At 53.8% G+C, this 26,761-nt stretch carries 25 protein-coding genes; 19 read left to right on the forward strand and 6 right to left on the reverse strand.

What is annotated here, in order from left to right; translation table 11 throughout:
• Positions 1 to 21 precede the first annotated feature (21 nt).
• From ACI0FG_RS09065 to ACI0FG_RS09090, 6 genes are all read right to left on the reverse strand, one after another.
• Positions 22 to 1,656, reverse strand: coding sequence for a glutamate synthase-related protein (locus ACI0FG_RS09065; RefSeq protein ID WP_419788214.1), 1,635 nt, complete (start codon positions 1,654 to 1,656; stop codon positions 22 to 24).
• Complete coding sequence (locus ACI0FG_RS09070; RefSeq protein WP_419788215.1) at positions 1,620 to 2,756, reverse strand: glutamate synthase; 1,137 nt, start codon at positions 2,754 to 2,756, stop codon at positions 1,620 to 1,622. Before ACI0FG_RS09070 ends, ACI0FG_RS09065 begins: the two co-directional genes overlap by 37 nt.
• Positions 2,757 to 3,125: 369 nt before the next feature.
• Entirely contained in the window at positions 3,126 to 3,527 is a 402-nt protein-coding gene (locus ACI0FG_RS09075; protein ID WP_419788216.1) for a type II toxin-antitoxin system HicB family antitoxin, read from the reverse strand.
• Positions 3,528 to 3,531: 4 nt separating this feature from the next.
• Complete coding sequence (gene mltA / locus ACI0FG_RS09080) at positions 3,532 to 4,812, reverse strand: murein transglycosylase A (protein ID WP_419788217.1); 1,281 nt, start codon at positions 4,810 to 4,812, stop codon at positions 3,532 to 3,534.
• On the reverse strand, positions 4,812 to 5,933 hold the full coding sequence (locus ACI0FG_RS09085) for an AI-2E family transporter (protein ID WP_419788218.1): 1,122 nt from the start codon (positions 5,931 to 5,933) through the stop codon (positions 4,812 to 4,814). The genes mltA and ACI0FG_RS09085 overlap by 1 nt, the downstream gene beginning before the upstream one ends.
• 68 nt (positions 5,934 to 6,001) lie before the next feature.
• A complete protein-coding gene (locus ACI0FG_RS09090) occupies positions 6,002 to 7,444 on the reverse strand; it encodes a response regulator (RefSeq protein WP_419788219.1) in 1,443 nt (480 codons plus the stop codon).
• Positions 7,445 to 7,945: 501 nt separating this feature from the next.
• Between ACI0FG_RS09090 and ACI0FG_RS09095 the strand changes: the two genes are divergently transcribed.
• The 19 genes from ACI0FG_RS09095 (at position 7,946) to hisF (ending at position 26,751) form a co-directional block, all read left to right on the forward strand.
• Positions 7,946 to 8,812, forward strand: coding sequence for a transporter substrate-binding domain-containing protein (locus ACI0FG_RS09095; RefSeq protein WP_419788220.1), 867 nt, complete (start codon positions 7,946 to 7,948; stop codon positions 8,810 to 8,812).
• A 69-nt stretch (positions 8,813 to 8,881) separates the two neighbouring features.
• Positions 8,882 to 9,892, forward strand: a complete 1,011-nt coding sequence (locus ACI0FG_RS09100) for an amino acid ABC transporter permease (protein ID WP_419788221.1) — start codon at positions 8,882 to 8,884, stop codon at positions 9,890 to 9,892.
• Positions 9,893 to 9,895: 3 nt separating this feature from the next.
• A complete protein-coding gene (locus ACI0FG_RS09105) occupies positions 9,896 to 10,627 on the forward strand; it encodes an amino acid ABC transporter ATP-binding protein (RefSeq protein ID WP_419788222.1) in 732 nt (243 codons plus the stop codon).
• A 107-nt stretch (positions 10,628 to 10,734) separates the two neighbouring features.
• Positions 10,735 to 12,234: a hypothetical protein gene (locus tag ACI0FG_RS09110; RefSeq protein ID WP_419788223.1), complete on the forward strand. Its 1,500-nt coding sequence runs from the start codon at positions 10,735 to 10,737 to the stop codon at positions 12,232 to 12,234.
• A 103-nt stretch (positions 12,235 to 12,337) separates the two neighbouring features.
• The gene (locus ACI0FG_RS09115; RefSeq protein ID WP_419788224.1) at positions 12,338 to 13,291 is read left to right on the forward strand and encodes a glycosyltransferase family 2 protein; all 954 of its coding nucleotides are present in this window, start codon (positions 12,338 to 12,340) and stop codon (positions 13,289 to 13,291) included.
• 1 nt (position 13,292) lies between these two features.
• Positions 13,293 to 14,087 carry a ChbG/HpnK family deacetylase gene (locus ACI0FG_RS09120; protein ID WP_419788225.1) on the forward strand — a complete coding sequence of 265 codons (795 nt, stop codon included), beginning with the start codon at positions 13,293 to 13,295 and terminating at the stop codon, positions 14,085 to 14,087.
• The gene (locus ACI0FG_RS09125) at positions 14,084 to 14,722 is read left to right on the forward strand and encodes a methyltransferase domain-containing protein (RefSeq protein WP_419788226.1); all 639 of its coding nucleotides are present in this window, start codon (positions 14,084 to 14,086) and stop codon (positions 14,720 to 14,722) included. The genes ACI0FG_RS09120 and ACI0FG_RS09125 overlap by 4 nt, the downstream gene beginning before the upstream one ends.
• A 6-nt stretch (positions 14,723 to 14,728) precedes the next feature.
• Positions 14,729 to 15,130 (forward strand): GtrA family protein, encoded by a 402-nt coding sequence (locus ACI0FG_RS09130; protein WP_419788227.1) that lies wholly within the window; start codon positions 14,729 to 14,731, stop codon positions 15,128 to 15,130.
• A complete protein-coding gene (locus tag ACI0FG_RS09135) occupies positions 15,123 to 15,857 on the forward strand; it encodes a methyltransferase domain-containing protein (protein WP_419788228.1) in 735 nt (244 codons plus the stop codon). Before ACI0FG_RS09130 ends, ACI0FG_RS09135 begins: the two co-directional genes overlap by 8 nt.
• 218 nt (positions 15,858 to 16,075) lie before the next feature.
• Complete coding sequence (locus tag ACI0FG_RS09140; RefSeq protein WP_419788229.1) at positions 16,076 to 17,182, forward strand: glycosyltransferase; 1,107 nt, start codon at positions 16,076 to 16,078, stop codon at positions 17,180 to 17,182.
• 6 nt (positions 17,183 to 17,188) lie between these two features.
• A complete protein-coding gene (locus tag ACI0FG_RS09145) occupies positions 17,189 to 18,712 on the forward strand; it encodes an ArnT family glycosyltransferase (RefSeq protein ID WP_419788230.1) in 1,524 nt (507 codons plus the stop codon).
• 147 nt (positions 18,713 to 18,859) lie between these two features.
• Positions 18,860 to 19,846, forward strand: coding sequence for a UDP-N-acetylglucosamine 4,6-dehydratase (inverting) (pseB, locus tag ACI0FG_RS09150; protein ID WP_419788231.1), 987 nt, complete (start codon positions 18,860 to 18,862; stop codon positions 19,844 to 19,846).
• A 2-nt stretch (positions 19,847 to 19,848) separates the two neighbouring features.
• Positions 19,849 to 20,964: a UDP-4-amino-4,6-dideoxy-N-acetyl-beta-L-altrosamine transaminase gene (gene pseC, locus ACI0FG_RS09155; protein ID WP_419788232.1), complete on the forward strand. Its 1,116-nt coding sequence runs from the start codon at positions 19,849 to 19,851 to the stop codon at positions 20,962 to 20,964.
• On the forward strand, positions 20,961 to 21,653 hold the full coding sequence (gene pseF, locus ACI0FG_RS09160; RefSeq protein WP_419788233.1) for a pseudaminic acid cytidylyltransferase: 693 nt from the start codon (positions 20,961 to 20,963) through the stop codon (positions 21,651 to 21,653). The genes pseC and pseF overlap by 4 nt, the downstream gene beginning before the upstream one ends.
• Positions 21,650 to 23,122, forward strand: a complete 1,473-nt coding sequence (gene pseG, locus ACI0FG_RS09165; protein ID WP_419788234.1) for a UDP-2,4-diacetamido-2,4,6-trideoxy-beta-L-altropyranose hydrolase — start codon at positions 21,650 to 21,652, stop codon at positions 23,120 to 23,122. Before pseF ends, pseG begins: the two co-directional genes overlap by 4 nt.
• Entirely contained in the window at positions 23,112 to 24,149 is a 1,038-nt protein-coding gene (gene pseI, locus ACI0FG_RS09170; RefSeq protein ID WP_419788235.1) for a pseudaminic acid synthase, read from the forward strand. The genes pseG and pseI overlap by 11 nt, the downstream gene beginning before the upstream one ends.
• 38 nt (positions 24,150 to 24,187) lie before the next feature.
• Entirely contained in the window at positions 24,188 to 25,348 is a 1,161-nt protein-coding gene (locus tag ACI0FG_RS09175) for an N-acetyl sugar amidotransferase (protein ID WP_419788236.1), read from the forward strand.
• 24 nt (positions 25,349 to 25,372) lie between these two features.
• Complete coding sequence (hisH, locus tag ACI0FG_RS09180) at positions 25,373 to 25,990, forward strand: imidazole glycerol phosphate synthase subunit HisH (protein WP_419788237.1); 618 nt, start codon at positions 25,373 to 25,375, stop codon at positions 25,988 to 25,990.
• Positions 25,990 to 26,751, forward strand: coding sequence for an imidazole glycerol phosphate synthase subunit HisF (gene hisF / locus ACI0FG_RS09185; RefSeq protein ID WP_419788238.1), 762 nt, complete (start codon positions 25,990 to 25,992; stop codon positions 26,749 to 26,751). The genes hisH and hisF overlap by 1 nt, the downstream gene beginning before the upstream one ends.
• The last annotated feature ends 10 nt before the right edge of the window (positions 26,752 to 26,761 follow it).

A 26,761-nucleotide genomic window follows, 5' to 3' on the forward strand; every position in this document is an offset into this window, starting at 1 on the left:
ATGCTACTCCGTTCCTGAGCTTTAGATCACGTACTTGATGCCGAGACGGTCTGCGACGTTCTTGTCACTGACGCCGAGGGCGTCCGACATGCCGATGGGCAGGGAGGTGGATCGGCCAAGCGGCGCGAACACCTTGCGCAGTTCCGTGTCGAAGCTCAGGTAGAAGTCCACTACGCGTTCGGCCACCTTTTCGGGGTCGAGACGGCGATAGAGCCTCGGATCCTGGGACGTGATGCCCTTGGGGCAGACGCCGAGATTGCAAACGTTGCAGCGCTCCTTCTCGCCGCCCAGGCAACCGGCTCCGGCCTGCATGACGTACTTGGCGATCTGGACCATGGAGGCACCAAGCATGATCAGCGCCGCCGCATTGGCCGCCAGGTTGCCGTGCTTGCCGATACCGCCGCCCGCAATGAGCGGGATCTCGTTCTGGGCACCGGAAAGACACAGGGCACTGTAGCAATCGTGTATGCAGGAAGCGATGGGATGGCCCATATGGTTCATGGAGATGTTGTAGGCAGCGCCTGTACCGCCGTCCTCGCCGTCGATGGCCAGCCCGGCCGCATACGGATTGCGAACCAGGTTGTTCAGCACCGCAATCGAGGTGGAGGATGCGGAGATCTTGGGATAAACCGGCACGCGGAAGCCCCAGGCCATGGACATGGACTGAATCATCTTGGCCACGGATTCCTCGATGGAATACTGGGTCTGATGCGTGGGCGGACTGGGCAGGCTGACACCCTTGGGCACACCGCGAATGGCCGCAATGAGCTTGTTGACCTTGTACCACATGAGCAGTCCGCCGTCGCCGGGCTTGGCGCCCTGGCCGTACTTAATCTCAATGGCGCAAGGGTCCTCCTTCATCTCGGGAATAGCGTGTATGATCTCATCCCAGCCGAAGTAACCCGAGGCGATCTGGAGAATGACGTACTTGAGGAAACGGGAGCGCAGCAGACGCGGCGGACAGCCGCCCTCACCCGTACAGACGCGCACGGGCATGTTCAGTTCCTCGTTCAGGTAGACCACGGCCATCTGGATGCCTTCCCACATGTTCGGAGAAAGCGCGCCAAAGGACATGCCGCCGATGACCAGGGGATAAATCTCCCGAACCGGCGGTTTCCAGCCATCCGTCTGCAAGGCCTTGATCTCGGCCTCGGGCGAAAGCACGCGGCCGAGCAGCGTGCGCAGCTCAAACTCATGCCGTCCGGCGTCCAGCGCCGGGTCGGTGAGCATGGAAATGCGGATGAACTTCAGCTGATCCAGCAGAGATTCACTGTTGTTGCGACGACCGCCGCGAGTACGGGCCTGTCCACCACGGTTGTTATGGAATTCCAAGGTGGTGGAGTCGTACTGGCGAATAGGCTTGATGGCATTGTTCGGGCAGACCATGTTGCACATGGAGCAGCCGATGCAGGCATAGGCCGGATCGGTCCGCTGACGAATTCCGTAGAATGTGGAGAACGTCGTGGTCGGCTTGGCGGAAAGCCCCATGGGAGCGTTGATCTCCCGCTTGCGAAACACACCGAGTTCAATGGCATTGACCGGACATACCGAGGTGCAGCGTCCACACTTGGTACAAGTATTGATATCCCAGTTGATCTGCCAGGGCAGGTCTTTAACGCTTAGCGTTGAAGGCGTAATGGGTCTTTCTGCGAGCATTGGATAACCTCCCTGCAGTCGGCTCTGACGATGGCCGTATCGAGATGCATAGGTTGAAAATCTTGGGTCTTGTCACGTTCCGGAATGGCGGCGTTGAGTCCGCAAATCTCAGAAGAGAAAGCGAACATGCCAATTTCGGGATTGCCGCCAACCACACCGGGCCGCAATTTTTTGCGGTCCTGGACCATGAACATGGAACCGTCGTCCAGACAACCGATGACGCAGTTGGGGCCATCGATGATCAGCTTGCGGCAGGCTTTCTTGAGCCCGGCAAGGAACTCACGGTCCGGATGCGAAGCCATCTCTTCATCATTCATGGGAGTGATGACATGTTTGTATGCGGAGATGTCGAGCCCGAGCTTTTTGGTGGAATAATGGGCGATGTGTGTGAAGACTTCGGAATCCGAGCTATACCCTTCATAACCGGTCACACCGCGCGACTGCAGGTAATCCCGAATGGGGACAAAGGCGGTATTTTCACCGTTGGTCATGGTGCTCACGCCTTCAATGAAGAAGGGATGACAGGCATAAAGGTTGATCGCGTAGTTGGTATTCTGCCGTCCCTGAGCCAGGATATGGCGGGCATAAAGTTCCTTGCGATCCAGACGTAGGTATTCGCCAACGGCAAGAGGATCGCCCACTTCCTTGATCATGATCGTGTCGGGCCAGAAGGAGAAGACCATGATGTCGCCCTTCTCCTCGCCCATGGCGCGCAGGTCCAGCCGAATGCGCACCAGCTTGCTGCCCAGCACGTCCTTGGAGAGCGCTTTCATCTCGGCAGGCAGCTCAAAAGCTATGGAAGCATAGATGCCCCGCTTGGGCGTACCCAGCGGCGGCTCGGTCTCGGGAGTGAACAAAACGGAATATTTGCTGTTAAACCCTTTGTCCGCCATATAATCGAAAACCCGCTTCAATCCGGGCTCGGTAAAAATCCCGGACAGGATGGGACAGTCCCCAAACTCCTCAAAGGGGCCACCAAGACCGCTGAGGAACAGGCCGACGCCTGAACCGTCATGCCCTTCCTTCATCACGTTGAGCGCATCGATGGCGCGTATGGGCGACACCGGATCTCGACTTGTGAGCGCAAATAAACGGCACATACTCTCTCGTCACTCCACGGTTGAACGTTATAGGCGTCAACTGGTGTTTTGCTCCTAACAAGACCTATGAACAGGGCTTCAACTCCGGAATTCCGGCCAACCCCACAGGCCTTTCACAATTTTGCAAGAAAAAACCAGCTATTTTCTCATGCAACAGTGCGGGAACCAGTTCACGCCCCGGATGAGGACCGTAGACCAAAAGGCAAAAGCGTGCAACCTGTTGGACACACATATTTTTGACAACAATGTCGAAGGAAGGAAGCCTTTACTGGCGCGGGATTCGGGACAAAATCAAAAAATAACACCGGAGGGTTACAATTTTTTTTATCCCTCCGGTGACAAAGAATGACAAAATGGTAGGAAAAAAAATCAGTCGCTAAAAACATCCTGCCGAAGCGCCAGCCGGGCAGCGGCGGCCAGAAAATCCGCGGGAGAAACACCGTGACTGTCGGCATACTTTTCTATCCGCTCCAACAGGTGCCGGTGCATGGCAACCTCAAACTCTTCCCAGTCGCTCCCGTCACCGGACACGTCAATGTTGATGGCGCGTCGGTTCTGGTTCTCCGGCAAAGCCAGTATTGTTTTCTTGGACGTAGGTTCCGGCAGCGGGGCCCCGGCTTCAACCTGCAGTTCGACATAAGAAGCAAGCGCCTCATGGGCATGGTCAACCGCTTCGTCCAGATCCTCGCCAAAGGTGACGCAATCCGGAAAATCCGGGAAAATAACAGATATTCCCCGCTTTTCTTCTTCAAACAATGCAACATATCGCATTGTATCAACCTCCTAATTGACCACTCTTTTTGACCGAAGCCATTGTCTGTCGGCTAACCAGCAAATACACATCGGAAGGTTCCTGCAGATGCCCGGCCAGCTTTTCGGCTTCGGGAGACGAACCGCAGAACAGGTCCATGCGCGTGCCCTGAATGGCACCGCCGGTATCCTGAGCAAGAACAAGAGAACGGAACGATTTGGGCTTGCCCGTATCCACATCTCCCAATGAAGTGGAGAGCACACAGGCCCCGCCAAGGGGAATCATGGATGGGTCCACCGCCACACTGACCCACGGCTTGAGCATAACGTTGATGGCCCCGAAAGGCCCCTTGTCCGAAAGCCGGAAAAACACGTAGCTTGGGTTCTCGAACATCAGCTGGCGCGCTTCTTCGGGATTGGCACTCAGGAACTTGCGGATACGCTGCATGGACATTTCATCCCTGGGTACAAGGCCTTTCTTGATAAGCACCCGGCCAAGCGAAACGTACCTTCGCCCGTTCCTGCCGTTGTACAGGATATGCCGGGAAGTGCCATCAGGCAGCACCAACCGGCCCGAGCCCTGAATCTGGAGAAAAAACACATCCACGGGATCTTTGGCCCAGGCGATCTCGTATCCCTTGCCGGAAATGGCCTCGTGTCCGTCAATGGCGCGGCGGTCCGGATAAGGCTCGATCTTTTTCCCATCCATGCGGTAGACCAGCCGCTCCCCTTTCCAACGGCTATGAAATTTGCCCAGGTCCACCACCCGCAGGTCATCCGGCACGCCGTAAAGCGGATAGCGATATGTCGCATCAGGGGTCAGAGAGGCATCCAACCATGGTTCATAATAACCGGTCAGCAAGGTTTCCGGCGAAACCTTGAGCCAGCTGAACCGCTCGGCCAGCAGGCCCGGCTGCTCGTCCAACCGGGGCAATATGGCCATAAGTTCGGCAACGCTGTCCCCAAGCTGCCCCCACGTCAACGTCAGACCGGGACGGCGAACACAGACCGAATTGGACCGTTTCCGGAGAATATACCCCAGGTTGTCCTCCAGGGCGGAACGATACTCTGTCCAGGAATGAATTCCTTGAGAATCAGGCGAAAGCTTGCGGGCGATATTGCGCGCATTGCCTTCCTTCAGAATCCGATAGAATGGCGGTTGATCTGCGGCAGGAGCCGTTGCGGCCTTCTTCGCCGTCTGGGGCGATGCATCCGGCAAAGCCGGAGAAGGCGCAGGCTTGGGGCACCCGGCCGAAAGAATAGTGACAATGCAGAGAAAAAAAAGGAGTAAACGCTCTATTCTCATTATTCCTCTTCCTGAGAGTTCTTGAGATCATCGGCATATTCCTCGACATAGATATGAAGCATGACCATGACGAAACTCAGGATGAGCGGACCGTACAGGATGCCGAGCATACCGAAGGTGTATACGCCGCCAAGAATAGCCAAAAAAATGTAAAAGGTGGAGATGCGCGATGCCTCGCGCATGAAAACGGGCCGAAGCACTGTATCAATGCCAACAACGAAGATACCGAACCAAAGGGCGAGAAACAAGGCCATTTTCCAATTGCCGGACAAAAGCAGGTAACCCACGGCTGGCACCCACACCAATCCGGTTCCAACAACGGGGATGAGCGAGGCCAGCGCAACCACCGCGCCCCAGAAAAAGGCGGGAATTCCGGCAATGGCAAGTCCAAAGCCTCCCGCAAGTCCCTGAAGCACGGCCACCAGCAGTGACCCCATGAGCACCCCTCTCGCCACTCGCTTGAGGGAATCCAGGATGAAATCCTCCTGCAAGGGGCGCAGTGGGGAAAGAAGCTTGAGGTGCGCAACCATCTTCGCTCCGTCGCGCAGAAAATAAAAAAGGATGAATACCATCAGCAGAAAATGGAGGATCAGCTTCGCAGCATTGCGCACAAGCTCCGTGCCGAGACCGAGCAGTGCCTGGGCAAATTGTTTGGAGTATTGAATGATGCTCGCCTGGATATCGAGCTCATTGATGTGAAGGAAAGGAAGCTTGCTGTGCAAGACCGCTATATAATGATTATAGATGTCGGAACTTATGAACGACTCATAGCCGCCTCTGGCAACCCAGGCATTGAGAGCCCCCAGGGACTGCACTCCCTGGCCGATGAGAGCCATGAGCAGAAAGGTCATGGGCAGCACCAGGCAAAAAACAATCACCAGCACGGTGAACATGGAAGCCATGGCGCGGTGACCGTTGAACCGTTTCTTGGCCCATGCGTTTACCGGCCAGAAGAGCACGGCCAATACTGTGCCGAAAATCAACGTATGGATGAAAGGCTCGACAATGGAGAACCCGAGGTAGAGTGAAAAAAGCAACAAGACGATGAGAAACGCCTTGTATATGCCGCCGGAAAAAAGGGGCGACGAGCCGTTGGTATCGAGGAGTTTGCGGGGTTCCATATGCCAGAGAGTATTACTGGAATTGCAGACAAGTCAATCGTCCTGCACAAGCGTCACCTTCGATATCCTCACGTCACGGCACCGTCACAGGACTCAAGTGTGGCCTGAATGATGGCGGCGACTGTTTCCATATCAACCGGCTTGGCAACATAGTCGGTCATCCCGGCATGGCGGCATCGCTGCTCATCCCCCCACATGGCGTGAGCCGTCAGTGCGACGATGGGGACATCCGGGTTCAGGCATCCCGTCTCGGGACGCCGTATGGCTTGGGTCGCCTCTATACCGGTCATGACCGGCATTTCTATGTCCATTAAAACGATATCGCAGGCCTGGGACCGCAGCTTTTCCACCGCGTCCAAACCGTTCTCCACCAATGTGACAATACATCCCATTTTTTCCAGCAAGCGGCAGACGTAGAGTTGATTGACCGTTTCGTCCTCGGCCACAAGCACCCGGGCCCCGGCCAAAGGCATTTCCTCGCCCATGGCGACAGCCACAGGCGAAATAGTTTCATAGCGACTCCGATTGAGCGGTATTGAAAATGTAAAAGTGCTTCCCACCCCTTCCCGGCTCGAACAGCGGATAGAACCACCAAGCATGACAGCCAATCGGTTGGCAATGGCCAACCCCAAACCGAGACTTCCCGAGGTGTGGGATAAATGATCGCTTCCCTGAACAAAAGAATCGAAAATATCCGCAAGCCTATCCTTCGGAATACCTACGCCCGTATCCTGCACCGAGACCGAGATTATGACCGGTGCACCTTCAACCACAAGGGCAGGCTTCTCCCAAGCTACATCAACCATCACCTGCCCTGCTCCGGTGTATTTCACGGCGTTGGTCAAAAGATTGCCCAATATTTGGCGGATTTTTCCAGGATCACCGCGCAACCATCCCGGTATATCCGGGTCCAGGACATACTCCAGGCGAAGCCCCTTGGCCGATGCGCTTCGCCTGTGCTGCGAAAGCACGCCGGTCAGCAAATCTTCCATACGGAAGTCGGACTCCCGTATATCCGGCGAGCTGGCTTCCAGGCGCGAATAGTCAATAATCTGATTGAGCACGGACAGAAGTGATTGGGCCGACTGACGGATAAGATCCACGTTTTCACGATATGGCTCATCAAGGTCGGAGAGCAGAAGAAGCTCGGTAATCCCCATCACTCCATTCATTGGCGTGCGCAATTCATGGCTTATGGTTGCGAGAAAAGAGGTCTTTGCCCTGTCCGCCGCCGTTGCATCTCTCCGTGCACGCGACAAATCCCGCACCATCTTGTGCTTCCACAACTCCAAATTCACGGCATCCAGCAGAGACGCTGCGTTGAAAGGTCTGTACAGCCTTCCCACAGGAATTCCGTCAGCATTGAATTTTTCGTCATTGTCATTCGGACGACACAAACGGACGGTTGGGATTTCGGACAGTCCTCTCTCGCTCGAAAACGCATCTTCCAGAACAGCATCAAGCAGTATGACATCCGGATTCGATGCATCCGCAACATCGTGCGCTTCCACTATGCTTTCGACACTCCCGGCCAGCTGAAATCCTGCCGCTTTCGCAACAGTCTCCGTAAGCTTCCGCTCAATCGCTTCCGTTTCAACAACTAAAATTCGTACCATCTTCCTTCAGCCCTTTAGAGTTGCGCATTGCTCCGGGTATATCGACTCTAGCCGCAGATCAGAAGGAAGCCATTATTATCGACACTTGCACACCATCCGCGCCCCAGACCAAATTCTTAATCAAACAAACGCCTAAAACAAAGGCGCGAATATCATTCGTCTTCAAGTATACAAAAAAAATTTGTGCGCCGGCAGCAACAGTTGCACCAACCTGCACGCAAGAACTAGCCTTGTATTTTTCACAAGTTGCGGGTATGAAAGAGTGTCGTCCTGCGAGGCAAAGCCTCTTGGGGACATGATTGTCAATTGGACCATGGAATTGAGGAAAGCGCACCCAACCCGGCGTTTGCCTCATGACGAGGAATACCAACCCACCCTGTTTCATTGGAGGAAAGGATGAAACGTCTCTTTACACTGGTCGCCGTGATCAGCACCATGCTCTTTCTCTTCGCCTGCAGCCAGCAGTCCAACCAGCAGGCTCAGGCCTCCAAGGAGGACGTTAATGTCCGCCTCGAACTGCAGAAAGCTTCCACCCTGGAAAAAATCGTCAACCGCGGCTCCCTCCGCGTCGGTACCGAAGCTGGCTACATGCCCTTCGAAATGACCGACAAGAAAGGCAACGTGGTTGGTTTCGATATGGACCTGATGGCTGAAATGGCCAAGGCCATGGGCGTCAAGCTCGAAATCATCAACACCGCCTGGGACGGCATCATCCCCGGCCTGATGTCAGACAAGTACGACATCATCGCCGCCGGTATGACCATCAATCAGGAGCGCAACCTGAAGGTCAACTTCGCCGATCCTTACATCATCGTCGGCCAGACCGTGCTGCTGAACCCCAAATATGCTGATGAAATCCACTCCTGGAAGGATCTGAACGATCCCAAGTACACCATTACCTCCAAGCTCGGCACCACCGGCGAGCAGACGGTCAAGCGCCTCCTGCCCAAGGCCACCTACAAGTCTTTCGAAATGGAAGACCAGGCCATGCTGGAAACTCTGAACGGCAAGGCTGCCGCCACCGTTTACGATCTGCCCATGTGCTCCATCTTCTACACCCAGCGCGGCAAGGACGCCGGCATGAAGTTCATGGATAAGCCCTTCACTTACGAGCCCCTCGGATGGGCCATCAACAAGGGTGATCCCGATTTCCTGAACTGGCTCAACAACTTCCTGCGCCAGATGAAGAACGACGGCCGCTACGATCGAATCTACAACAAGTGGTTCGGATCCAACGACTGGTACGATCAGATCACTCAGTAGTGACAAAATCGGGGGCCGCCTCAGCGGCCCCCGTTCATTTCTTTTCGCTAACAACTTCGAGCTGTCCCAATGAAAAAGCTTCCCCAGATCGCCTCCCTAAAAGGAGTCGACAAATCAACCATGTGGAAAGCTCTCTATGCTTTCATCATGATTGTTGTCTGCGTTGGATTCTACTGGTCCACCACGCAGACCAACTATATTTGGCACTGGAACCGGCTGCCCCAGTATTTTTATTACACCGACACCATCAATGTAAATGCGGAGATAGAAGGCGAAGTTACCTCCATCACGCACTCCAAAGGTGAATCCGTAGTAATCGTAAAAGGGCCCGACGCCACAGACCACTACACCATTCCCGGCGATGACCTTCGCGTCAGCGAGGGAAGCACCGTCTACATGGGCGATGTAATCGGCGTGTACCAGGAAGGAAAGATCGGTCTCCTTGCGGACGGCTTGATCATCACCATCGAGGTCAGTCTGGTGTCCATCTTCCTGGGCATCATGTTCGGCCTTTTTACCGGTCTGGCCCGCATCTCGTCCAACCCGTGCCTCAAGTGGCTTGCCATTACCTACATTGAAATAATCCGGGGCACACCGCTGCTTGTCCAGATCATGATCTGGTACTTCGTCCTCGGCACCATCATCAACAACCTGCTCATCAAGGCTGGCCTGTTCCAGATCCCGGAACTATGGTTCGGCGTGGCCTCCCTGGCCATCTTTGCGGGAGCATATGTTGCCGAAATCGTCCGGGCTGGTATTCAGTCCATTGATCGGGGACAGATGGAGGCCGCACGTTCTCTGGGCATGCCCAAGTCGATGGCCATGCGCAAAATCATCCTGCCCCAGGCCTTCAAACGCATCCTGCCGCCCCTGGCGGGCCAGTTCATCAGCCTGATCAAGGACTCCTCGCTGCTCGGTGTCATTGCCATTCGCGAGCTTACCAAAGCCACCCGAGAGGCCGTCACCACCAGCCTGATGCCCTATGAACTCTGGTTCCTCTGCGGCGTCATGTACCTTGTCATTACCTTTGCCCTGTCCATGTTCGTACAGTACCTCGAAAGAAGGTCAGGGGAGGCTTAACCAATGATTGATGTAAAGAATATCTACAAAACATTCTTCGTCCCGCATGAGATCCAGGCGCTCCACGACGTGAGCTACCATGTGGATCCGGGCGAAGTCGTCGTCGTCATCGGCCCCTCCGGTTCCGGAAAATCCACCTTTCTCCGCTGTCTCAACAGACTGGAAAAGGCGGACTCCGGCCATATCGTCATAGACGGGACGGACATCATGGCTCCCAAGACCAACATTAACGCCGTACGCATGGAAGTCGGCATGGTCTTCCAGTCCTTCAACCTCTTCCCGCACCTCACCGTGTTGGAAAACGTTACCGTAGGTCAAACCTCAGTGCGCAAAAGGGGCAAGCAGGAATCCAAGGAAAAGGCCATGACTCTGCTCAACAAGGTCGGCATCCATGCCAAGGCCGACAACTACCCCACCCAGCTCTCCGGTGGACAGCAGCAACGTGTGGCCATTGCCCGCGCCCTTGCCATGGATCCCAAGGTTATGCTCTTTGACGAACCGACCAGCGCCCTGGACCCCGAAATGGTCGGCGAGGTTCTGGACGTCATGAAGACGCTGGCAAAAGAGGGAATGACCATGGTCGTCGTCACCCACGAGATGGGCTTTGCCCGCGAAGTGGCCGACCAGGTCGTTTTCATGGACGAAGGCAAGATCATCGAGGTCGGTACCCCGGAACACTTCTTCACCAATCCGGAAAACGACCGCACCAAGCTCTTCCTAAGTCAGATTCTGTAATGATAAACAACACGCCCCTGGATTTTCTTCCCGGGGCGTGTTGTTTTCTTTTCTATCTCCGTCCCCCCAGTTATTTAATCGCAAAAATATCAACTCAAGCAAACGGTATGAAGACTTCTACGGATAGCACCAAATCCTGGCCAACCTATGCCTTAATTCTTTTGGGCATCTGTGCCCTGACCCCCATCCTGGCGATGACAGATGACATTTGGGACAGTGGACAATTCCATAATATAGCCATCCGAATTGGCCGGATGGACATTCTCAAGACCTGGGCTTTTGAATCCCGCTGGATATTGCAATATTATTTGTATCTCACATTCGATGCCTTCCAACGGATCACGGGGCTTCCGTACACAGACCTGAGCAATATAATCAGTGTAGCTTCAGTGCTCGGGATATGTGTCGAGACCTATCGCATCGGCACTGAAAAACTCAAAATTTCAAAGTCATATGCGCAATATGCACTAGCTATAATCTTAGTCTACCCTGCCCTGGCAACACTGCTATGCAGTGTGCTGACCCTGCACATCCTTTGCGTGTGGTGTTTTCTCTTCTCCACAAGACTGGCAAAACGATCGTTTTTGGCCGCACTGCCCTTTTTTCTGGTCTCGTTGTCTGTTAACTCAGTTTTCGCTTTTGCCGTCGGCTACATATGTTTCGAGAAACTGCTGACAGTCAATGCAACCAATTGGAAACAGTCACTCAAGGCTATTTTCCTATTTTCTTTAAGCCTCACGGTTCTATTTGCTGTATATAGGATCTTCTTTGCTCCCTATGGCGCATTCGCAGGTTACAATTCCTTCAACCCCAACTATACGTCGATAATACGTTACTGCTTGGTTGCTATTGCAGCGCTACTCGCAACCCACTATATACTTGCCAGAAACTTCAGTCCGGCCCAAAAAGAAGACTTGATGCGGCGTTCAGCAGCATGTTTCCTTCTCTTCTTTTTTGCCTGTTTTGCTTACTGGTACGTAGGCAAACCTGTGAAAATACTCGGGACAAACGCTTTCACTCCCAGGAATGCTTACCTGGCATCTGTTCCCTTTTCCCTGATGCTGGCAATCTATTTTGAAGCATTGGTCAATCGTTTCGGAAAGAAAAAGATCGCGCCAATCTTCTTCATCGTAGCGGCGTTCCTGTTTTGTTACCAATATGCAGCCTATCAGCAAAAATTTGCTCACCTGTTGTATCGTGATATGTATACGGCGGCTCTGAAAAAAATCCAGGCTCCAGACCACGGATTCCTGATTTTGAAAACAGACAAGAAAATTACCCCCAAATATTTTCGAGATTTCGAATCTGTAAATCTCAGAAGCCTGTATGATGCATACGGCGATACCAATTGGCTGCAATTTTACTGGAATGAAAAGGACAAGGATCAAATACCCGAGCGTTATGCCAATATCTTTGACAAGAAAAATGTTAATTTATTTGACGTCAGGCATATCCCCGAAGGACAAGTTTATACCACAATCATCCGCTTCGACCTGAAAAACTTCGATCCGTTTGGAAGTCCGATTACCACTTACGACTATTTTACTAAGAATTACGAAAGGTATTCTCCTCAGGTGACTGTTGAAAAACGATTGCCTCCAAGGTAAGAGTACTCCATATAAGGCAAAACAATTTGACTTGCCGATATTATGGAACATGCGTCTTTTTTTTCGCACAGGATAGTCTGAAGTCCTACAGGTTCATACTATTATGACAAAAGTCTCGCCGGAAATTTCCCTCATAGTGCCCTGCTTCAATGAAGAGGAGGCGCTTCCTCACTTTTTCAGAAAGATTTTTTCGGTTCTGGAGGCGACCAAGCTTTCCTATGAACTGATCATGATGGACGACGGAAGCTCCGATAACACGCCAAACATCATCGCTCTGGAATCAGGGCGAAATCCGTCCGTAAAAGGGCTGGTTTTTTCCCGAAACTTTGGCAAGGAGGCCGCCATAAGTGCAGGACTTGAAGCGGCAAAGGGAAATGCCGTTATCATCATGGACAGCGACCTCCAACACCCTCCCGAGCTCATACCGTTGCTTATTGAAAAATGGCAGGAAGGCTACGATATGGTCATCCCCTGCAACCACAACAGGGCCGGGCAATCCTGGCTTCTGAAACTTTTCTCGCGCCTTTTCTACTCCGTCATCAAACGGCTTGCCCAGATTGACATCCCCCCCTCCGGCTCCGATTTCCGGCTCATGGATCGAAAGGTAGTGGACGCCATCAACTCTCTGCCGGAACGAAATCGTTTCATGAAAGGTATTTACGCATGGTCGGGCTTTGAGACATTGACCATCCCTTACGAAACCCGTCCCCGAGAATACGGACAGGCCAAATGGAATTTCTGGAAACGATGGAATTTTGCTTTGGATGGCATATTTGCCTATTCGTCCGTGCCGCTTCGCATCTGGACCTACATAGGATTCGTCATTGCCCTAGCCAGCATTATGTGGGCCTTCTGGGTTGGAATAGATGCCCTACTTTTCGGCGTAAAAGTGACAATGGGGATTACGACCACGACCATAATGGTCCTGTTCCTCAACGGATTACTCATGATCAGCATAGGTATCATAGGCGAATACGTGTGCAGAATTTTTGAAGAAGTAAAACAACGCCCGATCTACATAATCAAACGAAAAATTGCCTCTAGGGACGAGGAATGACATGGGAATTCGTCTCCATGCCGACGATCTGGGGCTATCTCCGGGGTCTGACGCCATATTCTTCGACTGTATCGAAAACGGTAACTGTCGTTCCGTATCCCTGCTTCCCAATGGAGATAATTTTGAGGGTGCAATCCAATTCCTGACTAGACATCCCGAAGTCCATGTTTCCGTACATTTCAACTTAGTGGAAGGGAAAGCTCTTGCCGAGCAAAATGACATGGAAAATTCCGGCGTGGATGAACAAGGCAACTTTAACCTTGGTTTTGTAGGATTATGGATTGCAGCTCTGCGCAGCCCAGCCAAAACCATTCCCTGGATCATGGGGGAACTGACCGCTCAGGCAGCTCGCGTACGCAAGGCTCTTGGTCCGAACAGACCTCTCTCAATGGATGGCCATGTACACACGCACATGCTGCCTCCAATTTTCAGACTGCTGCCAAGCCTTGCAGCCGAATACAAAATTCAATCAATCCGTATTCCCTTTGAACCGCTTTGTCCGGTAGTATTTCTAAAAAATATCAACAACCTCGGCTTGGCCAAAAACCTGCTGCTCAACATGCTTTCAATACAGCGCACGTCTCTTCGCCGCCGCTCCGCCTGCGTCATAGGTGTACTTAATACCGGCAAGATGACAGAAAAATCCATAACTAGGGACTTGGCAAAATGCCGGGGGATGGATCCTGTTGAAATAATACTCCATCCGGCATACATAAACGGCGGACCGGCATTCTACTCCAACCCGCATCGCCTCATTGAGGCCAAACTCCTGAACAAAATCTCTCAAAATCCATGAAAATAGAACTCATTTCGAAGCTTTATGCCAAGATTCTTGGTCATCCTTTTTTTTATGACCATATCCGCTATCTGATTGTGGGCGGTCAGGATGAAACCGAAGCATATAAACGGCTCAACATAACTGATGAGGATATCGTTCTTGATGTTGGGTGCAGTACAGGCGTTTTTTTTAATAATTGCGGAACCTTCCGCGAATACCATGGACTTGATATCGACGAAATCTCCTTGGAGGTCTGCAAACAAACAGCACAAGAGCTGAACTTGACCAACTGCCACTTCTATTCGGAATATATTTCAAAAGCTTTGGTAAAAAAAATACGCCCGACCAAAGTTGTCCTCGGTGGCATTCTCCATTTCCTGCCTGACTATGAAGTTCACACGCTTTTCGATGCCCTGATTCAATCAGACAGATTACAAGGTATTGTGTCCTATGATGCAGCCTATTATCAAGGTAAGTACATAAACAACTTTTTCAGCTACATGACTAGGGGGCAGCACAACAGACACCCTCTAGAATACATTGCCCTTGCAGAACAGCACCATATCAAAGTTATTGAGACGTTCAACATAACAACCGGCAACGGGGCAATGACGTTGCACGGCATGCATATGACCCCCCCAAAAAACGGCTGATGACTGGTGCTTTCATCACTTTTAGAATTATTCCGTTTTGGGATAACCGGCATAACAAGCATGGTTGCGTACATTGTTTTCAGCAATGTACTTTATCATTTAGGGCTCACTGTATGGCCAGCAACAGCGACGGCATGGATAATTGCAGCCCTTGTATCATATTTCGGCCACATCCATTTTAGCTACAAGATTAAGCCAGAGCATAAAGGCATGTCTATCCGTTTTGCTTTAATGCTTGCCTTCCATCTGATTCAAACAGCGACACTGACATACATATTTTCTGATCTATTAAAACTGGCATACTACGCTACCACCACGCTTACGGCCTTCATCACACCGTTGGCCACTTATCCCATGGGGAAATTTTGGGTTTTTAAGGAACGAAAGAAGGTGCCATCACATGAATGAATCCGAATTCCGAAAGAACGACGCAATGGAGGAAAAACATTGGTGGTTTAAAGGTCGCAGAGCCGTAATTAATTCAATCCTCAAACGCCTTGAACAACCTGAATTTGCGAGAATCTTAGACGTTGGCTGCGGCACAGGAGGTAACATACCGCTCCTTTCCCGTTACGGTACTGTCGACGCTATGGAATACAATGCGTTAGCCTTGAAACTTGCTCGAAGCAAACACCCTGACACTTGCATTCGCAAGGGAAAGCTTCCTGATGAAATTCCCTATGAAAATGAAAACTATGATCTTGTCTGCGCATTCGATGTGTTGGAGCACATCCAAGATGATCAGTCCGCTGTTATGAATATGGTGAAGAAAGTCAGACCCGGCGGCTATTTATTTTGTACAGCTCCAGCTAACCAATGGCTTTGGAGTTCACATGACATTGTCAACCAACATTACCGAAGATACTCCCTTGATAATTTTGTTGATTTATTCATGTCAGCTGGGCTTCAAATTTCAAGACGAAATTATTATAATACCCTTCTTTTTCCCATAGCCGCAAGCGCACGCTTATTGGGACTTCACAAGGATGAAGTAAACAGCGACTTAAAACAGGATCCTACTTTTATCGCGGCCATACTGGAACAGCTCTTTTCTGCGGAAAGATTTCTAATACCCCACTGGCCGATGCCATTCGGCATATCGGTGCTTTGCGTCGCTCGTAAGTGTTTACAATAAAATAAGTAAAAATGGATGGAGACTTTCCGTCCCACACAGCCAAAACGGCATCAGTTTGCAGGCTGCTCCTGTTTATGATAGCCAATTTTCTACACTGATTCGAGGATAAAACCTCTGAAAAAGACGCATAACAGCAGATACTCTGATGACAAAGAATGGCTATAAAAAATAGTCCGATATTTTCCCAACAAATACTAACCGAACATAACGAAATTTTCATGAATAATATCCCATCCTTTCCGCGTCCCTTCACCTTTTCCGTGGTCGTCCCCTGCTACAACGAGGAAGAGACCCTGAGGGAGAGCATAGAAAACCTGCGAACGATAGCCGATGATCAGCTCTCACTTGAAGTCCTGCTCGTAGACGATTGTTCCACGGATAACAGCCTGGCCATTGCCGAGGAACTGGCAAATCAATATGAAAACGTCACCGTCCTGCGCCATAGGGTCAACCAGGGCAAGGGGGGAGCCCTGCAAACAGGTTTTGCGGCGGCCAAAGGCGAGTTCGTGGGCATTCACGACGCGGACATGGAATATGATCCAATGGATTTGCGCCACCTGCTGGTTCCCCTGGTGGACGGCCGTGCCGATGCGGTGCTTGGTTCCCGTTATCTGGCGGCCAACGACACACGGCGCGTGCTATACTTCTACCACACCATGATCAACAAAGGGCTCACCTTCCTCTCAAATGTCTTCACCGATCTGGATCTGACCGATATGGAAACCTGTTACAAGGTCTTCCGGAGGGAACTCATTCAGTCCCTGGACCTCAAGGAAAAACGGTTCGGCATCGAGCCGGAGATGGTTTCCAAGATAGCCCATGCCAATGCCCGGGTCTACGAGCGGGGCATCTCCTACGCCGGACGCACCTATGAGGAAGGCAAGAAGATCGGTTGGAAGGACGGCATACGCGCACTCTATTGCCTGTTCCATTACAATGCCCACCGGGCACCGGCTCCGCTTCAGTTTCTCATTTATTTTTTCATCGGAGCCATGGCTGCCATCGTCAACGCCATCGGTTTCCTGGCCCTGCTGCCCTTCACATCGGTCGGCGTAGCCGCCGTCATAGCGTTTATCATCGCAGCCGGGGTCAACTACTGGCTGTGCATAAAAATTCTCTTTCGGCACAAGGCCCGATGGAGCGGTCCAGGTGAAATTGGCGTTTATGCAGCTACTGTGGCCGTGTTATGCGTCGTTGATCTCGCGATTACAGTGGGGCTGGTATCTATCGGATTATCTGCTTTGGGGGCCAAACTCATCGCAACACTGATAGGCTTTGTGCTGAATTTCATGGCCCGCAAGCTCTTCGTCTTCCCCGAAAAATAGAAAGGCATGGCTGTGACCAAACTCCAGGTCGGCAACAAATCCGATGTCATCCACATATTGCTTGGCGTTTTTCTGGCCAGCATTCTGATCCGCTTCGTTACGGCGGAGTATCTGGATATCGGCGGAGATAACGCGGCCAAATGGCTCTACGCAAAATATCTGGCGGCAGGCATCCCCTTTGATTACTGGTACCAGCAAACCATCCGCTGGCCCATTCTTTTCCCCCTGGCCGGAATCATCAAACTCTTCGGCAACAATCCGGCACTGACTTATGTGCTGCCCATTCTCTTTTCCTCCATATCCACCGCCGGAATTTGCTACATCGGCATACGCCTGAGCGGAATACGCCTGGGGATGACGTCAGCCCTCATGATGCTGCTTTTCCCACTGATGGTGGAAACAGGCAGCCAGCTTTGGCCCGGCATATTCGAGATGACCTACATCATAGTGTGCGTCATCTGCATCCTCGCCTGGCTGGATACCAAGTCCAAAAGATTTCTCGCTCTGGCCGCTCTGGCCTTTTTCCTGGGCTGGGGATCGCGAGTCACGATCATCTATGCATATCCCGGCCTGATCCTCCTTTTGTGGCTCCCCACCCGGCGTTTCAAAGGTCCTGTGCTCTTCACCTTGCTGGTTGGCCTGCTCTGCGCTGTTGAATGGGCTGCCTTTTGGGCGATTGCGGGTAATCCCATGGGCCGAATCGGCATCATCGAGGCCTCGCACCTCGTCACGGCCGGTCTCAAAATCTCGTGGCACGATTACCTGTTCAACATCAAACATCTGGTGAAGTACAAGGGTTTAATGGCTGTCTGGTTCCTGTGCATGGGAGCCGCTGTCATCAATACGCGCTCCGAGGATATGCGCTGGCGCGGACTGGCATGGATATATATTTTCTATGCCCTGCTGCTCTTCTATATGATATCCAGCCTGTCTCCGCTTAAGCTCGCACTTCCTACCGGTCCGCGCTTCTGGGGTGTTATAGCTCCCATGGGATTGCTCCTGCTTGCCAACGCTCTTCTCTCCCTGGCTGAACATCACCCCAGGACCGGCAAAACAATCCTGGCACTCGTGGTGATAGCTTTCGTTGGATTTACGGTCAAAAAAATCCCATCCCGCAATTCCATCCTGCAGACGGCCAAGGACTATACCTTGCTACGGCCTGTCCTTGCCGATCACAAACCGGTGCTCATGGAATATGACCACTGGCAGCCAAACTTCATCGAAGAGTATGTGATATCCATGTTCACCGGGAAAAAAGGAAAACGGATACCGCGCAAGGATCATGTGGAAATGGCGATGATCCGAAACAAAGGGCGTGTCGCATTTCTATTTGTGGACGATCCTCTGCTCGCCAAGGAATTCACGTCCGAAGGCACGCTTGTTCCCGAGGGGTACACCCTCTATAGGTTCACGCCTCCCGGAAGCGATCCCAACGAACGGCCGACGGTGCTTATCAAATTTGGCCGCAAACTCCATCGCGCCATTTCCTTGACCGACGAGCGGGCTGCTGCAAACACCCCTGCGGAATAGACGCACCTGAACAAAACACCACAGAGCCTCTCCGTGTCCGAGCAACGCTTGACACACTGCGGGCATCGGCTATTAGTAACGACAACATTCGAGAGGCCGCGAGCCTCCCGTATTGCAAACCCACTAATTTCAACAACCAATTCTTTCATGCTGAATGACAAAACCATACTGATCACTGGTGGTACGGGCTCTTTCGGGAAAAAATTCGTCAAGATGACTCTCGAACGGTACCGTCCGAAAAAGCTGATCATTTTCAGCCGCGACGAACTCAAACAGTTTGAAATGGCTCAAGAATTTTCTCCTGAAAAGTACCCGGCCATCCGCTATTTCATCGGCGATGTTCGGGACAAGGAACGGCTGTACCGTGCTTGCCGCGGCGTCAACGTCATCGTCCACGCCGCCGCCATGAAGCATGTGCCCGCCTCGGAGTACAACCCAACCGAAGCCATAAAGACCAATATTTATGGCGCGGAAAACTTGATCAACGTGGCTTCCGACCTCGGCGTGGAACACGTCGTGGCACTTTCCACCGACAAGGCCGTGGCGCCGATCAATCTTTACGGTGCCACCAAGCTGGCGTCAGACAAGCTCTTTGTTGCCGCTAATGCATTTGCTGTCGGGCCAAAATATTCCATCGTTCGCTACGGCAATGTCATCGGCAGCAGGGGGAGTGTGGTTCCGTTCTTCCTCAAGAAACGCAAGGAAGGCGTCCTGCCCATTACCGATGACCGCATGACCCGCTTCTGGATCACCCTGGACCGGGCCGTCGAAATGGTCTTTCATGCCATCGAATTCGCGGCGGGCGGAGAAATCTATGTCCCCCGAATTCCCAGCATGAAAATCAGCGACTTGGCAACGGCCATCGCGCCCGAATGCAAGCAGGTTGTCGTAGGCATACGCCCCGGCGAGAAACTGCACGAATGCATGATTCCGTCCGAGGAATCCCTCAATGTCGTCAAGACCGAGACCGGCTATATCATTCTGCCCATGACCGGAGTCCTGCAGTACAAGGGTGATGTAAGCCAATACGAAAGAGTTCCCGAGGGGTTCGCCTACGACTCGAACACCAACGACGACTGGATTTCCATCGAGGAATTCCGGACCACCCTCAAGGAACAGGGATTCGAGATATAACCATGTCCATCATACCCTACGGCAGGCAATGCATCGACGATGACGACATTCAGGCCGTCGTTGAAACCCTGCGGTCGGACTATTTGACCACAGGGCCTTGCATTGACCGCTTTGAATCGTCGGTAAAGGATTTCTGTGGGTCTCCATACGCCGTGGCCGTTTCAAACGGAACGGCCGCCCTTCACGCCACCATGTTCGCCCTTGGCATCGGTCCCGGAGACGAGGTCATCGTCCCGCCCATGACCTTTGCCGCCTCTGCGAACTGCGTGCTTTATCAGGGTGGCACCCCAGTCTTCTGCGATGTGGACGCGGAAACCCTGCTCATTGATCCGGCCGCTGCCGAAGCGAAGATCACGGACCGCACACGGGCCATCATCGGCGTGGACTACGCAGGCCAGCCCTGTGACTGGCCCCGGCTGCGGGAGATCGCCGACCGGCATGGCCTGGCGCTGGTAGCGGACGGCTGCCATGCCCTCGGTGCAACATTGAACGGAAAGTTTGTCGGCACCCTGGCGGATATGACGGTATTTTCCTTCCACCCGGTCAAGCATGTGACAACGGGTGAAGGCGGCATGATACTCACCGGTAACGAAGAGCTGGCCACCCGCCTGCGCAACTTTCGCAACCACGGCATTACGACGGACGCCCGTACCCGCGACACGTCTGGCGCATGGTTCTACGAAATGCAGGCGCTCGGCTACAACTACCGCATGACAGACATCCAGGCCGCCCTCGGTGCCAGCCAAATGACCAAGCTGCCGGACTTCCTGCGCCGCAGAAGGGAAATCGCCGCAATCTACGACGAGCGTTTCGCAGGCACGGCAGTACGCCCGCTCGCTCTTCGTCCGGAAGCACAACACGCCTACCACCTCTATGTGGTGCGCCTGCAGAATAGAAACAAGGTCTACGAACAACTGCGCGATGCGAACATCCGGCCGCAGGTTCACTACATTCCGGTCCACCTGCACCCGTACTATCAGGAGAACCTGGGAACACGCGAGGGAGACTGCCCCGCAGCAGAGGCCGCCTACCGCGAAATTCTGTCCTTGCCTATGTACCCAGCCCTGAATGACGAGGAACAGGAGTACGTCATCCGCACGCTGCTGGAGGTGGCATGAACATAGCGGTCATCCCGGCCAGAGGTGGGAGCAAACGCATCCCGCACAAGAATATTCGGGATTTCTGCGGCCTGCCGATCATCGCCCGTTCCATCAAAACGGCACTGGCTACCGGCCTCTTTGCCTCGGTTATCGTCTCCACCGACGACGAGGCCATTGCCGAGACGGCCCGCGCCCATGGTGCCGAAGTTCCCTTCCTGCGGCCAGCCGAGCTGGCCGACGACTATACCGGCACCACGCCTGTCATTCGTCACGCCCTGAAGTGGTGCCTGAACGAGGGGCGGGAAGTTGAGGCCGTATGCGGTCTCTATGCCACAGCTCCCTTTGCCTTGCCTGAGGATCTGGAAAAAGGTCACACCGCCCTTTCCAACGCTCCCGCCGCTTTTTCCGTGACCACTTTCGCCTACCCCATTCAGCGTGGGCTGCGGCGCGACAATGAAGGACACGTAACCCTGCTTCAGCCCGAGCACCGGGAAACCCGATCCCAGGACCTGCCCGAAGCCTATCATGACTGCGGCCAGTTCTACTGGGCAACTCGGGAATTCCTGCTGGAAGACAAGGGCTTCATGGACGGCGAGGCTGTCGGAATCTCCATACCCCGCCATCGCGTGCAGGATATCGATACCGAAGAGGACTGGATCCGGGCCGAAGCCATGTACCGAGCCCTCAAGGAGACCGGCGAACTGTGAGTCGTACGCTGACCATCCGGGCCGATGCCTCTCCGAGCATGGGAGCCGGCCACGTCATGCGCATGATAGCCCTTGGTCAAGCCTGGCTCGACCAGGGTGGTTCCGTGCGTTTCGTCGGCAATGTCGACCAGCTGGCATCCCGGCTCACGGACGAAGGATTTGCCATCACCCCTGTACCGGCAGTCCATCCCGATCCCACGGATATCGAGACACTGCTCTCTTCCACTTCCCCCGGCGACAGGGTGGTTCTGGACGGCTACCATTTCGACACGGCGTATCAACGCGCGGTCCGCAAAGCGGGACGGTACACGCTGGTCATGGACGATGTGGCGGACAGGGGAGAGTACTGCACCGACCTTCTGCTCAACCAGAATAGCGACGCGGAACAATACGACTACCGCATCAACTCCGACGCCGTCCGCCTTCTGGGGCTGCGCCACCTTCTGCTGCGCAGGGAATTTCTCGACCAATCGCCCAAAAAAGAAATCAGGGAACAGGCACACAATCTGCTTGTCACACTCGGCGGAGGCGATCCCGGCGAACTCCTGCCAAAGATCGTTTCGGCACTGGCCGAGGTAAACAATCCGGCCCTGAACGTCCGCATCGTCACCGGCTGTATTTCTCCCTCTTCGGAATCGTTGCAGAAGGCCGCATCAGCACTGCCGGGCAAGTGCGAAATCCTGGCAAACGTCAAAGACATGCCAGCCCTCATGACCTGGGCCGATCTGGCCCTGTGCGGCGCGGGCTCCACCTGCTGGGAGCTGGCTTTTCTCGGCGTTCCCATGCTCGCCTTTGTCATTGCGGACAACCAGCGCGGCATTGCTCGGGAACTCATGCGACAAAATCTGGCGATCGTACTGGAAGCCGATACGACTTCGCCTCAAATAGCTGCCCAAATCACATCTCTTGCGGAAAACAGCCATACACGGCAGACTCTATGCGATGGTGGACGGGACCTCATAGACGGACGAGGGTCCCAAAGAGTGGTCAATGCCCTCAACAACATTGCACTTCGCTTGCGCCCGGCCACAATGGATGACAGCCCTCTGCTCCTCAAATGGAGAAACGCCCCGGAAGTTCGAGCACAATCGTTTACTACAGATGTTATCGATCCCGTTAGCCACGAACTGTGGTTCGCCAAACGACTGGAAAGTTCGGATTGCCTCCTGCTTATTGCCGAGGATGAGAATGGAATTCCAGTCGGTCAAATCCGTTTTGACCATCATGAAGGCAACGCCGTAGTCAGCCTGAGTGTGGCTCCAGACTTGCCCGGCCGAGGTATTGGCACGGCCATGACCCGCCGAGCCTGCATCGTCATGGCCAAGAAATGGCCGGGAGTAAAAGCCCTGGCTCTGGTCAAACGGGATAATCAAGCCTCTGCCCAAATGTTCCGCAAGGCCGGGTTCTCGAAAATGGCGTCCACCAATGATCACCTGCAATTTCAATGGGACGGAAGCAATGACAAATAAGCCCCTGTTTTCGCCGGATGGCCCGGTCTTCATCGTTGCCGAAATGAGTGCCAACCACGGTCACGACTTTGACCGCGCCGTAGCCATCATCAGGGCTGCAGCCGAGGCTGGTGCGGACGCAGTAAAAATCCAGACTTACACACCTGACACCATCACCATCGACTGCGCCAACGAATACTTCCGTATAAAGGGTACTATCTGGGAAGGACGAACCCTGCACGATCTTTACGGCGAGGCATATACGCCGTGGGAATGGCAGCCAAAGCTCAAGGCAGAGGCAGAAAAGCTCGGCTTGACCTTCTTTTCCACTCCTTTTGATCCCACAGCAGTGGATTTCCTTGAAGAGATGAACGTCCCCTGCCACAAAATAGCCTCTTTCGAACTGGTGGACCTCCCCCTTATTCGCAAGGTGGCGGCAACGGGCAAACCGGTGATCATGTCCACCGGTATGGCAACCGAAGCGGAAGTCCAAGAAGCCGTTGAGGCCTTTCATGACGGAGGTGGCACGGAACTGGCCCTACTCAAATGCACCTCGGCCTACCCCGCTCCGCCGGAAGAGATGAACCTGCTCACCATTCCCTATCTGGCCGAAAAATTCGGCGTAACAGCGGGGCTTTCGGACCACACCACCGGAATCGAAATGCCCATAGCCGCCGTGGCCATCGGTGCACGAATCATCGAAAAACATTTTTGCATCAGCAGGGCCGAAGGCGGACCGGATGCCTCCTTCTCCCTTGAGCCTGCGGAATTCAAAGCCATGGTGGAAGGCGTAAGGCGGACGGAGCAGGCCCTAGGCAAAGTCAATTTCACCCTGACCGACAAACAACAGGCAAGCGCAGTTTTTCGCCGCTCCCTGTTCGTTGTCGCCGATATGCACGAAGGCGAGCCCTTTACCGCAGAGAACGTCCGTTCCATACGGCCGGGACACGGCCTGCACACCCGCCACCTCTCCGAAGTGCTGGGCAAGAAGGCCACCCGCGACATCACCAAGGGGACCCCGCTGGACTGGGAACTCATTGCCGGGTAAGAAAGACCAACGACATCAACAAGCAGGGAGATAAATCCATGCCCGACCATATAAGATACTGCACCAAATGCGTCATGCCCGAGACCAAACCCGACCTATGGTTTGACGAAGAGGGCGTCTGCTGTGCATGCAAATTCTTCGAACAGCGAGAGGCCGTTGACTGGACCGCCCGCCAGCATGAACTGGAGGAAATCGTCGAGAAATACCGCTCCAAGGGCGGCTCCAACTACGACTGCATCATCCCGTGCAGCGGCGGCAAGGACTCCACCTACCAAACCCTGACCATGCTCGACATGGGGCTCAATCCGCTGTGCGTCACGGCCACCACGGACCGGCTCTCCCCCATCGGTCGCCGCAACATAGAAAACGTGAAGAAACTCGGTGTGGACTACATCGAGGTCTCAACCAATCCCGTTGTCCGGCGCAGGATCAACAAGCTCTGCCTGGAGCAGGTGGGCGACATTTCCTGGCCCGAGCACCTGACCATCTTCACCGTACCGGTGCGTATGGCCGTCATGCACAATGTTCCCCTGATCATCTGGGGCGAAAATTCGCAGAACGAAAATGGCGGTCCGGCTTCGGACGCGGCCAGTCCGCACCTTACTCGCCGCTGGCTGGAAGAGTTCGGCGGCCTGCTCGGCCTGCGCGTCACCGATCTGGTAGGTCAAGCCGGGATCGAGAAAAAACACCTCATTCCCTATACCTACCCCAGCGATGAAGAATTGGCTCGCGTGGGAGTGACCGGTATTTTCCTGGGCTATTACAAACAATGGGACGGCCTTTCCAACGCCCTTGTGGCCGCAGCGCACGGCTTTGAAAGCAACCCGACCATTGTCGAAGGTTCCATCGTCAACTACGAAAACCTCGACAACCAGCAGATGCGTATCCACGATTATTTCAAGTTCCTCAAATACGGCTACAGCCGTCCCACAGACTGGGCCTGCTGGCACATCCGCCGTGGCCGCCTGTCCCGCGAACAGGGGCTTCAGTTGGTCAAGAAACATGAAGGCAAGTTCCCCTGGACCTACCTCGGTTGCGACCTGGAGACCATCCTTGAGGAAATCGACATGACGCTGGAGGAATTCCAGGCCCTCTGTGACCGGTTCACCAACAAGAAGATCTTCAAGACCGACCGACGGGGCAATCTGCTGAAAGACCGCCAGGGCAATCTGGTGCGCATCAACGACGACAACGTCTAGGCGAATGGTGACAAGATGCTGACGGTGGCTGTAGTCGATTACGGAGTGGGCAATATCGGCTCCATTTCCAGAGCCCTCTCGGTATGCGGAGCCAAGCCTCTGCTTACGGACCGCGAAGAAGATTTCAAGGTCGTCGACGCTTGTGTGCTTCCCGGTGTCGGGGCCTTTGGCGACGCCATCGACCTGCTGCGCGCCAAAGACCTGGACAAGATTCTCGAAGACCAGCTCATGGCCTATGACATTCCCATCCTCGGCATTTGCCTGGGGATGCAGTTGCTGGCCACGACCGGGCTGGAATTCGGCGAGCATAAAGGCCTGGGATGGATTCCCGGCACGGTGCGACCGCTGCAAAAGACGCAGGGCGAACGTATTCCGCACGTTGGTTGGAATAATGTGGAGTTTGAGACCCCGAATCCTCTTCTGGCGGACATCACGCCGGGCGAAGACTTCTATTTCGTCCACAGTTTCCACTTCGTTACGGACAATCCAGAAGATGCGGTGGCCACCACGCCCTATTGCGGAGAATTCGTCTCCATCGTCAACCACGGCAACGTTTACGGCACCCAATTCCACCCCGAGAAGAGCCAGGCGATAGGTCTTAAACTGCTCAAGAATTTCATCCGACTCAGCGAGGAGATGTAGTGCTCAAAACGCGAATCATCCCCACCCTGCTCTACCGTGACTACGGCTTGGTCAAAGGGGTCGGCTTCGACAGTTGGCGGCACGTCGGTTCGCTCATGCAGTCCATCAAGGTCTACAACATGCGCAATGTGGACGAGCTGATCATTGTCGACATCAAAGCCACCAACGACGGCCGCGAACCGGACTTCGGATGGGTCAACGACTTTTCCGACGACTGCTTCATGCCGTTGACCGTGGGGGGCGGCGTGACCAGCACAGACCATGTGGGCAAATTGCTGGAAGCCGGTGCGGACAAGGTGGCCATGAACACCGTCGCCGTGAACGACCCGGCTCTCATCACCCGGGTGGCGGACAAATACGGTGCCCAATGTGCCATTGTTTCCATAGACTTCACCCGCCACGCTGACGGCAGGCTTGAGGTGGTGACCAACTCCGGCCGCAATCCTCGTGGACTGGACCCGGTAACCTTTGCCAAAGAGATGGAGGAACGGGGGGCGGGAGAAATCCTGCTGACCTCCATGGACCTGGACGGCACTTTCAAAGGATACGATCTGGAAGCCGTAAAGGCCGTCAGCGATGCCGTGACCATCCCGGTTATCGCTTCGGGAGGAGCCGGGAATTATCAGCATATGCTTGATGCCATCCAGCAAGGCGGGGCCACCGCCGTTGCGGCAGCATCCATTTTTCACTTTACGGAACAGACGCCGGCCGGAGCCAGAGCGCATCTTCGCGAAGCGGGGATTACGGTCCGAAAGGATTAGTTATCCATTA

Origin of the sequence: Pseudodesulfovibrio sp. 7M6, assembly GCF_050058625.1 — a bacterium.
GTDB classification, from domain to species: Bacteria; Desulfobacterota; Desulfovibrionia; order Desulfovibrionales; family Desulfovibrionaceae; genus Pseudodesulfovibrio; species Pseudodesulfovibrio salinus.

Coding starts and splice junctions, on each gene's coding strand:
- pseC (WP_419788232.1), top strand. CDS start 19,849: ATGTCCATCATACCCTACGGCAGGCAATGCATCGACGATGACGACATT.
- ACI0FG_RS09070 (WP_419788215.1), bottom strand. CDS start 2,756: ATGTGCCGTTTATTTGCGCTCACAAGTCGAGATCCGGTGTCGCCCATA.
- ACI0FG_RS09120 (WP_419788225.1), top strand. CDS start 13,293: ATGGGAATTCGTCTCCATGCCGACGATCTGGGGCTATCTCCGGGGTCT.
- ACI0FG_RS09110 (WP_419788223.1), top strand. CDS start 10,735: ATGAAGACTTCTACGGATAGCACCAAATCCTGGCCAACCTATGCCTTA.
- pseI (WP_419788235.1), top strand. CDS start 23,112: ATGACAAATAAGCCCCTGTTTTCGCCGGATGGCCCGGTCTTCATCGTT.
- ACI0FG_RS09115 (WP_419788224.1), top strand. CDS start 12,338: ATGACAAAAGTCTCGCCGGAAATTTCCCTCATAGTGCCCTGCTTCAAT.
- ACI0FG_RS09085 (WP_419788218.1), bottom strand. CDS start 5,933: ATGGAACCCCGCAAACTCCTCGATACCAACGGCTCGTCGCCCCTTTTT.
- ACI0FG_RS09095 (WP_419788220.1), top strand. CDS start 7,946: ATGAAACGTCTCTTTACACTGGTCGCCGTGATCAGCACCATGCTCTTT.
- ACI0FG_RS09125 (WP_419788226.1), top strand. CDS start 14,084: ATGAAAATAGAACTCATTTCGAAGCTTTATGCCAAGATTCTTGGTCAT.
- mltA (WP_419788217.1), bottom strand. CDS start 4,812: ATGAGAATAGAGCGTTTACTCCTTTTTTTTCTCTGCATTGTCACTATT.
- ACI0FG_RS09140 (WP_419788229.1), top strand. CDS start 16,076: ATGAATAATATCCCATCCTTTCCGCGTCCCTTCACCTTTTCCGTGGTC.
- ACI0FG_RS09145 (WP_419788230.1), top strand. CDS start 17,189: ATGGCTGTGACCAAACTCCAGGTCGGCAACAAATCCGATGTCATCCAC.
- ACI0FG_RS09100 (WP_419788221.1), top strand. CDS start 8,882: ATGAAAAAGCTTCCCCAGATCGCCTCCCTAAAAGGAGTCGACAAATCA.
- ACI0FG_RS09135 (WP_419788228.1), top strand. CDS start 15,123: ATGAATGAATCCGAATTCCGAAAGAACGACGCAATGGAGGAAAAACAT.
- pseF (WP_419788233.1), top strand. CDS start 20,961: ATGAACATAGCGGTCATCCCGGCCAGAGGTGGGAGCAAACGCATCCCG.
- ACI0FG_RS09065 (WP_419788214.1), bottom strand. CDS start 1,656: ATGCTCGCAGAAAGACCCATTACGCCTTCAACGCTAAGCGTTAAAGAC.
- ACI0FG_RS09105 (WP_419788222.1), top strand. CDS start 9,896: ATGATTGATGTAAAGAATATCTACAAAACATTCTTCGTCCCGCATGAG.
- ACI0FG_RS09075 (WP_419788216.1), bottom strand. CDS start 3,527: ATGCGATATGTTGCATTGTTTGAAGAAGAAAAGCGGGGAATATCTGTT.
- pseB (WP_419788231.1), top strand. CDS start 18,860: ATGCTGAATGACAAAACCATACTGATCACTGGTGGTACGGGCTCTTTC.
- ACI0FG_RS09175 (WP_419788236.1), top strand. CDS start 24,188: ATGCCCGACCATATAAGATACTGCACCAAATGCGTCATGCCCGAGACC.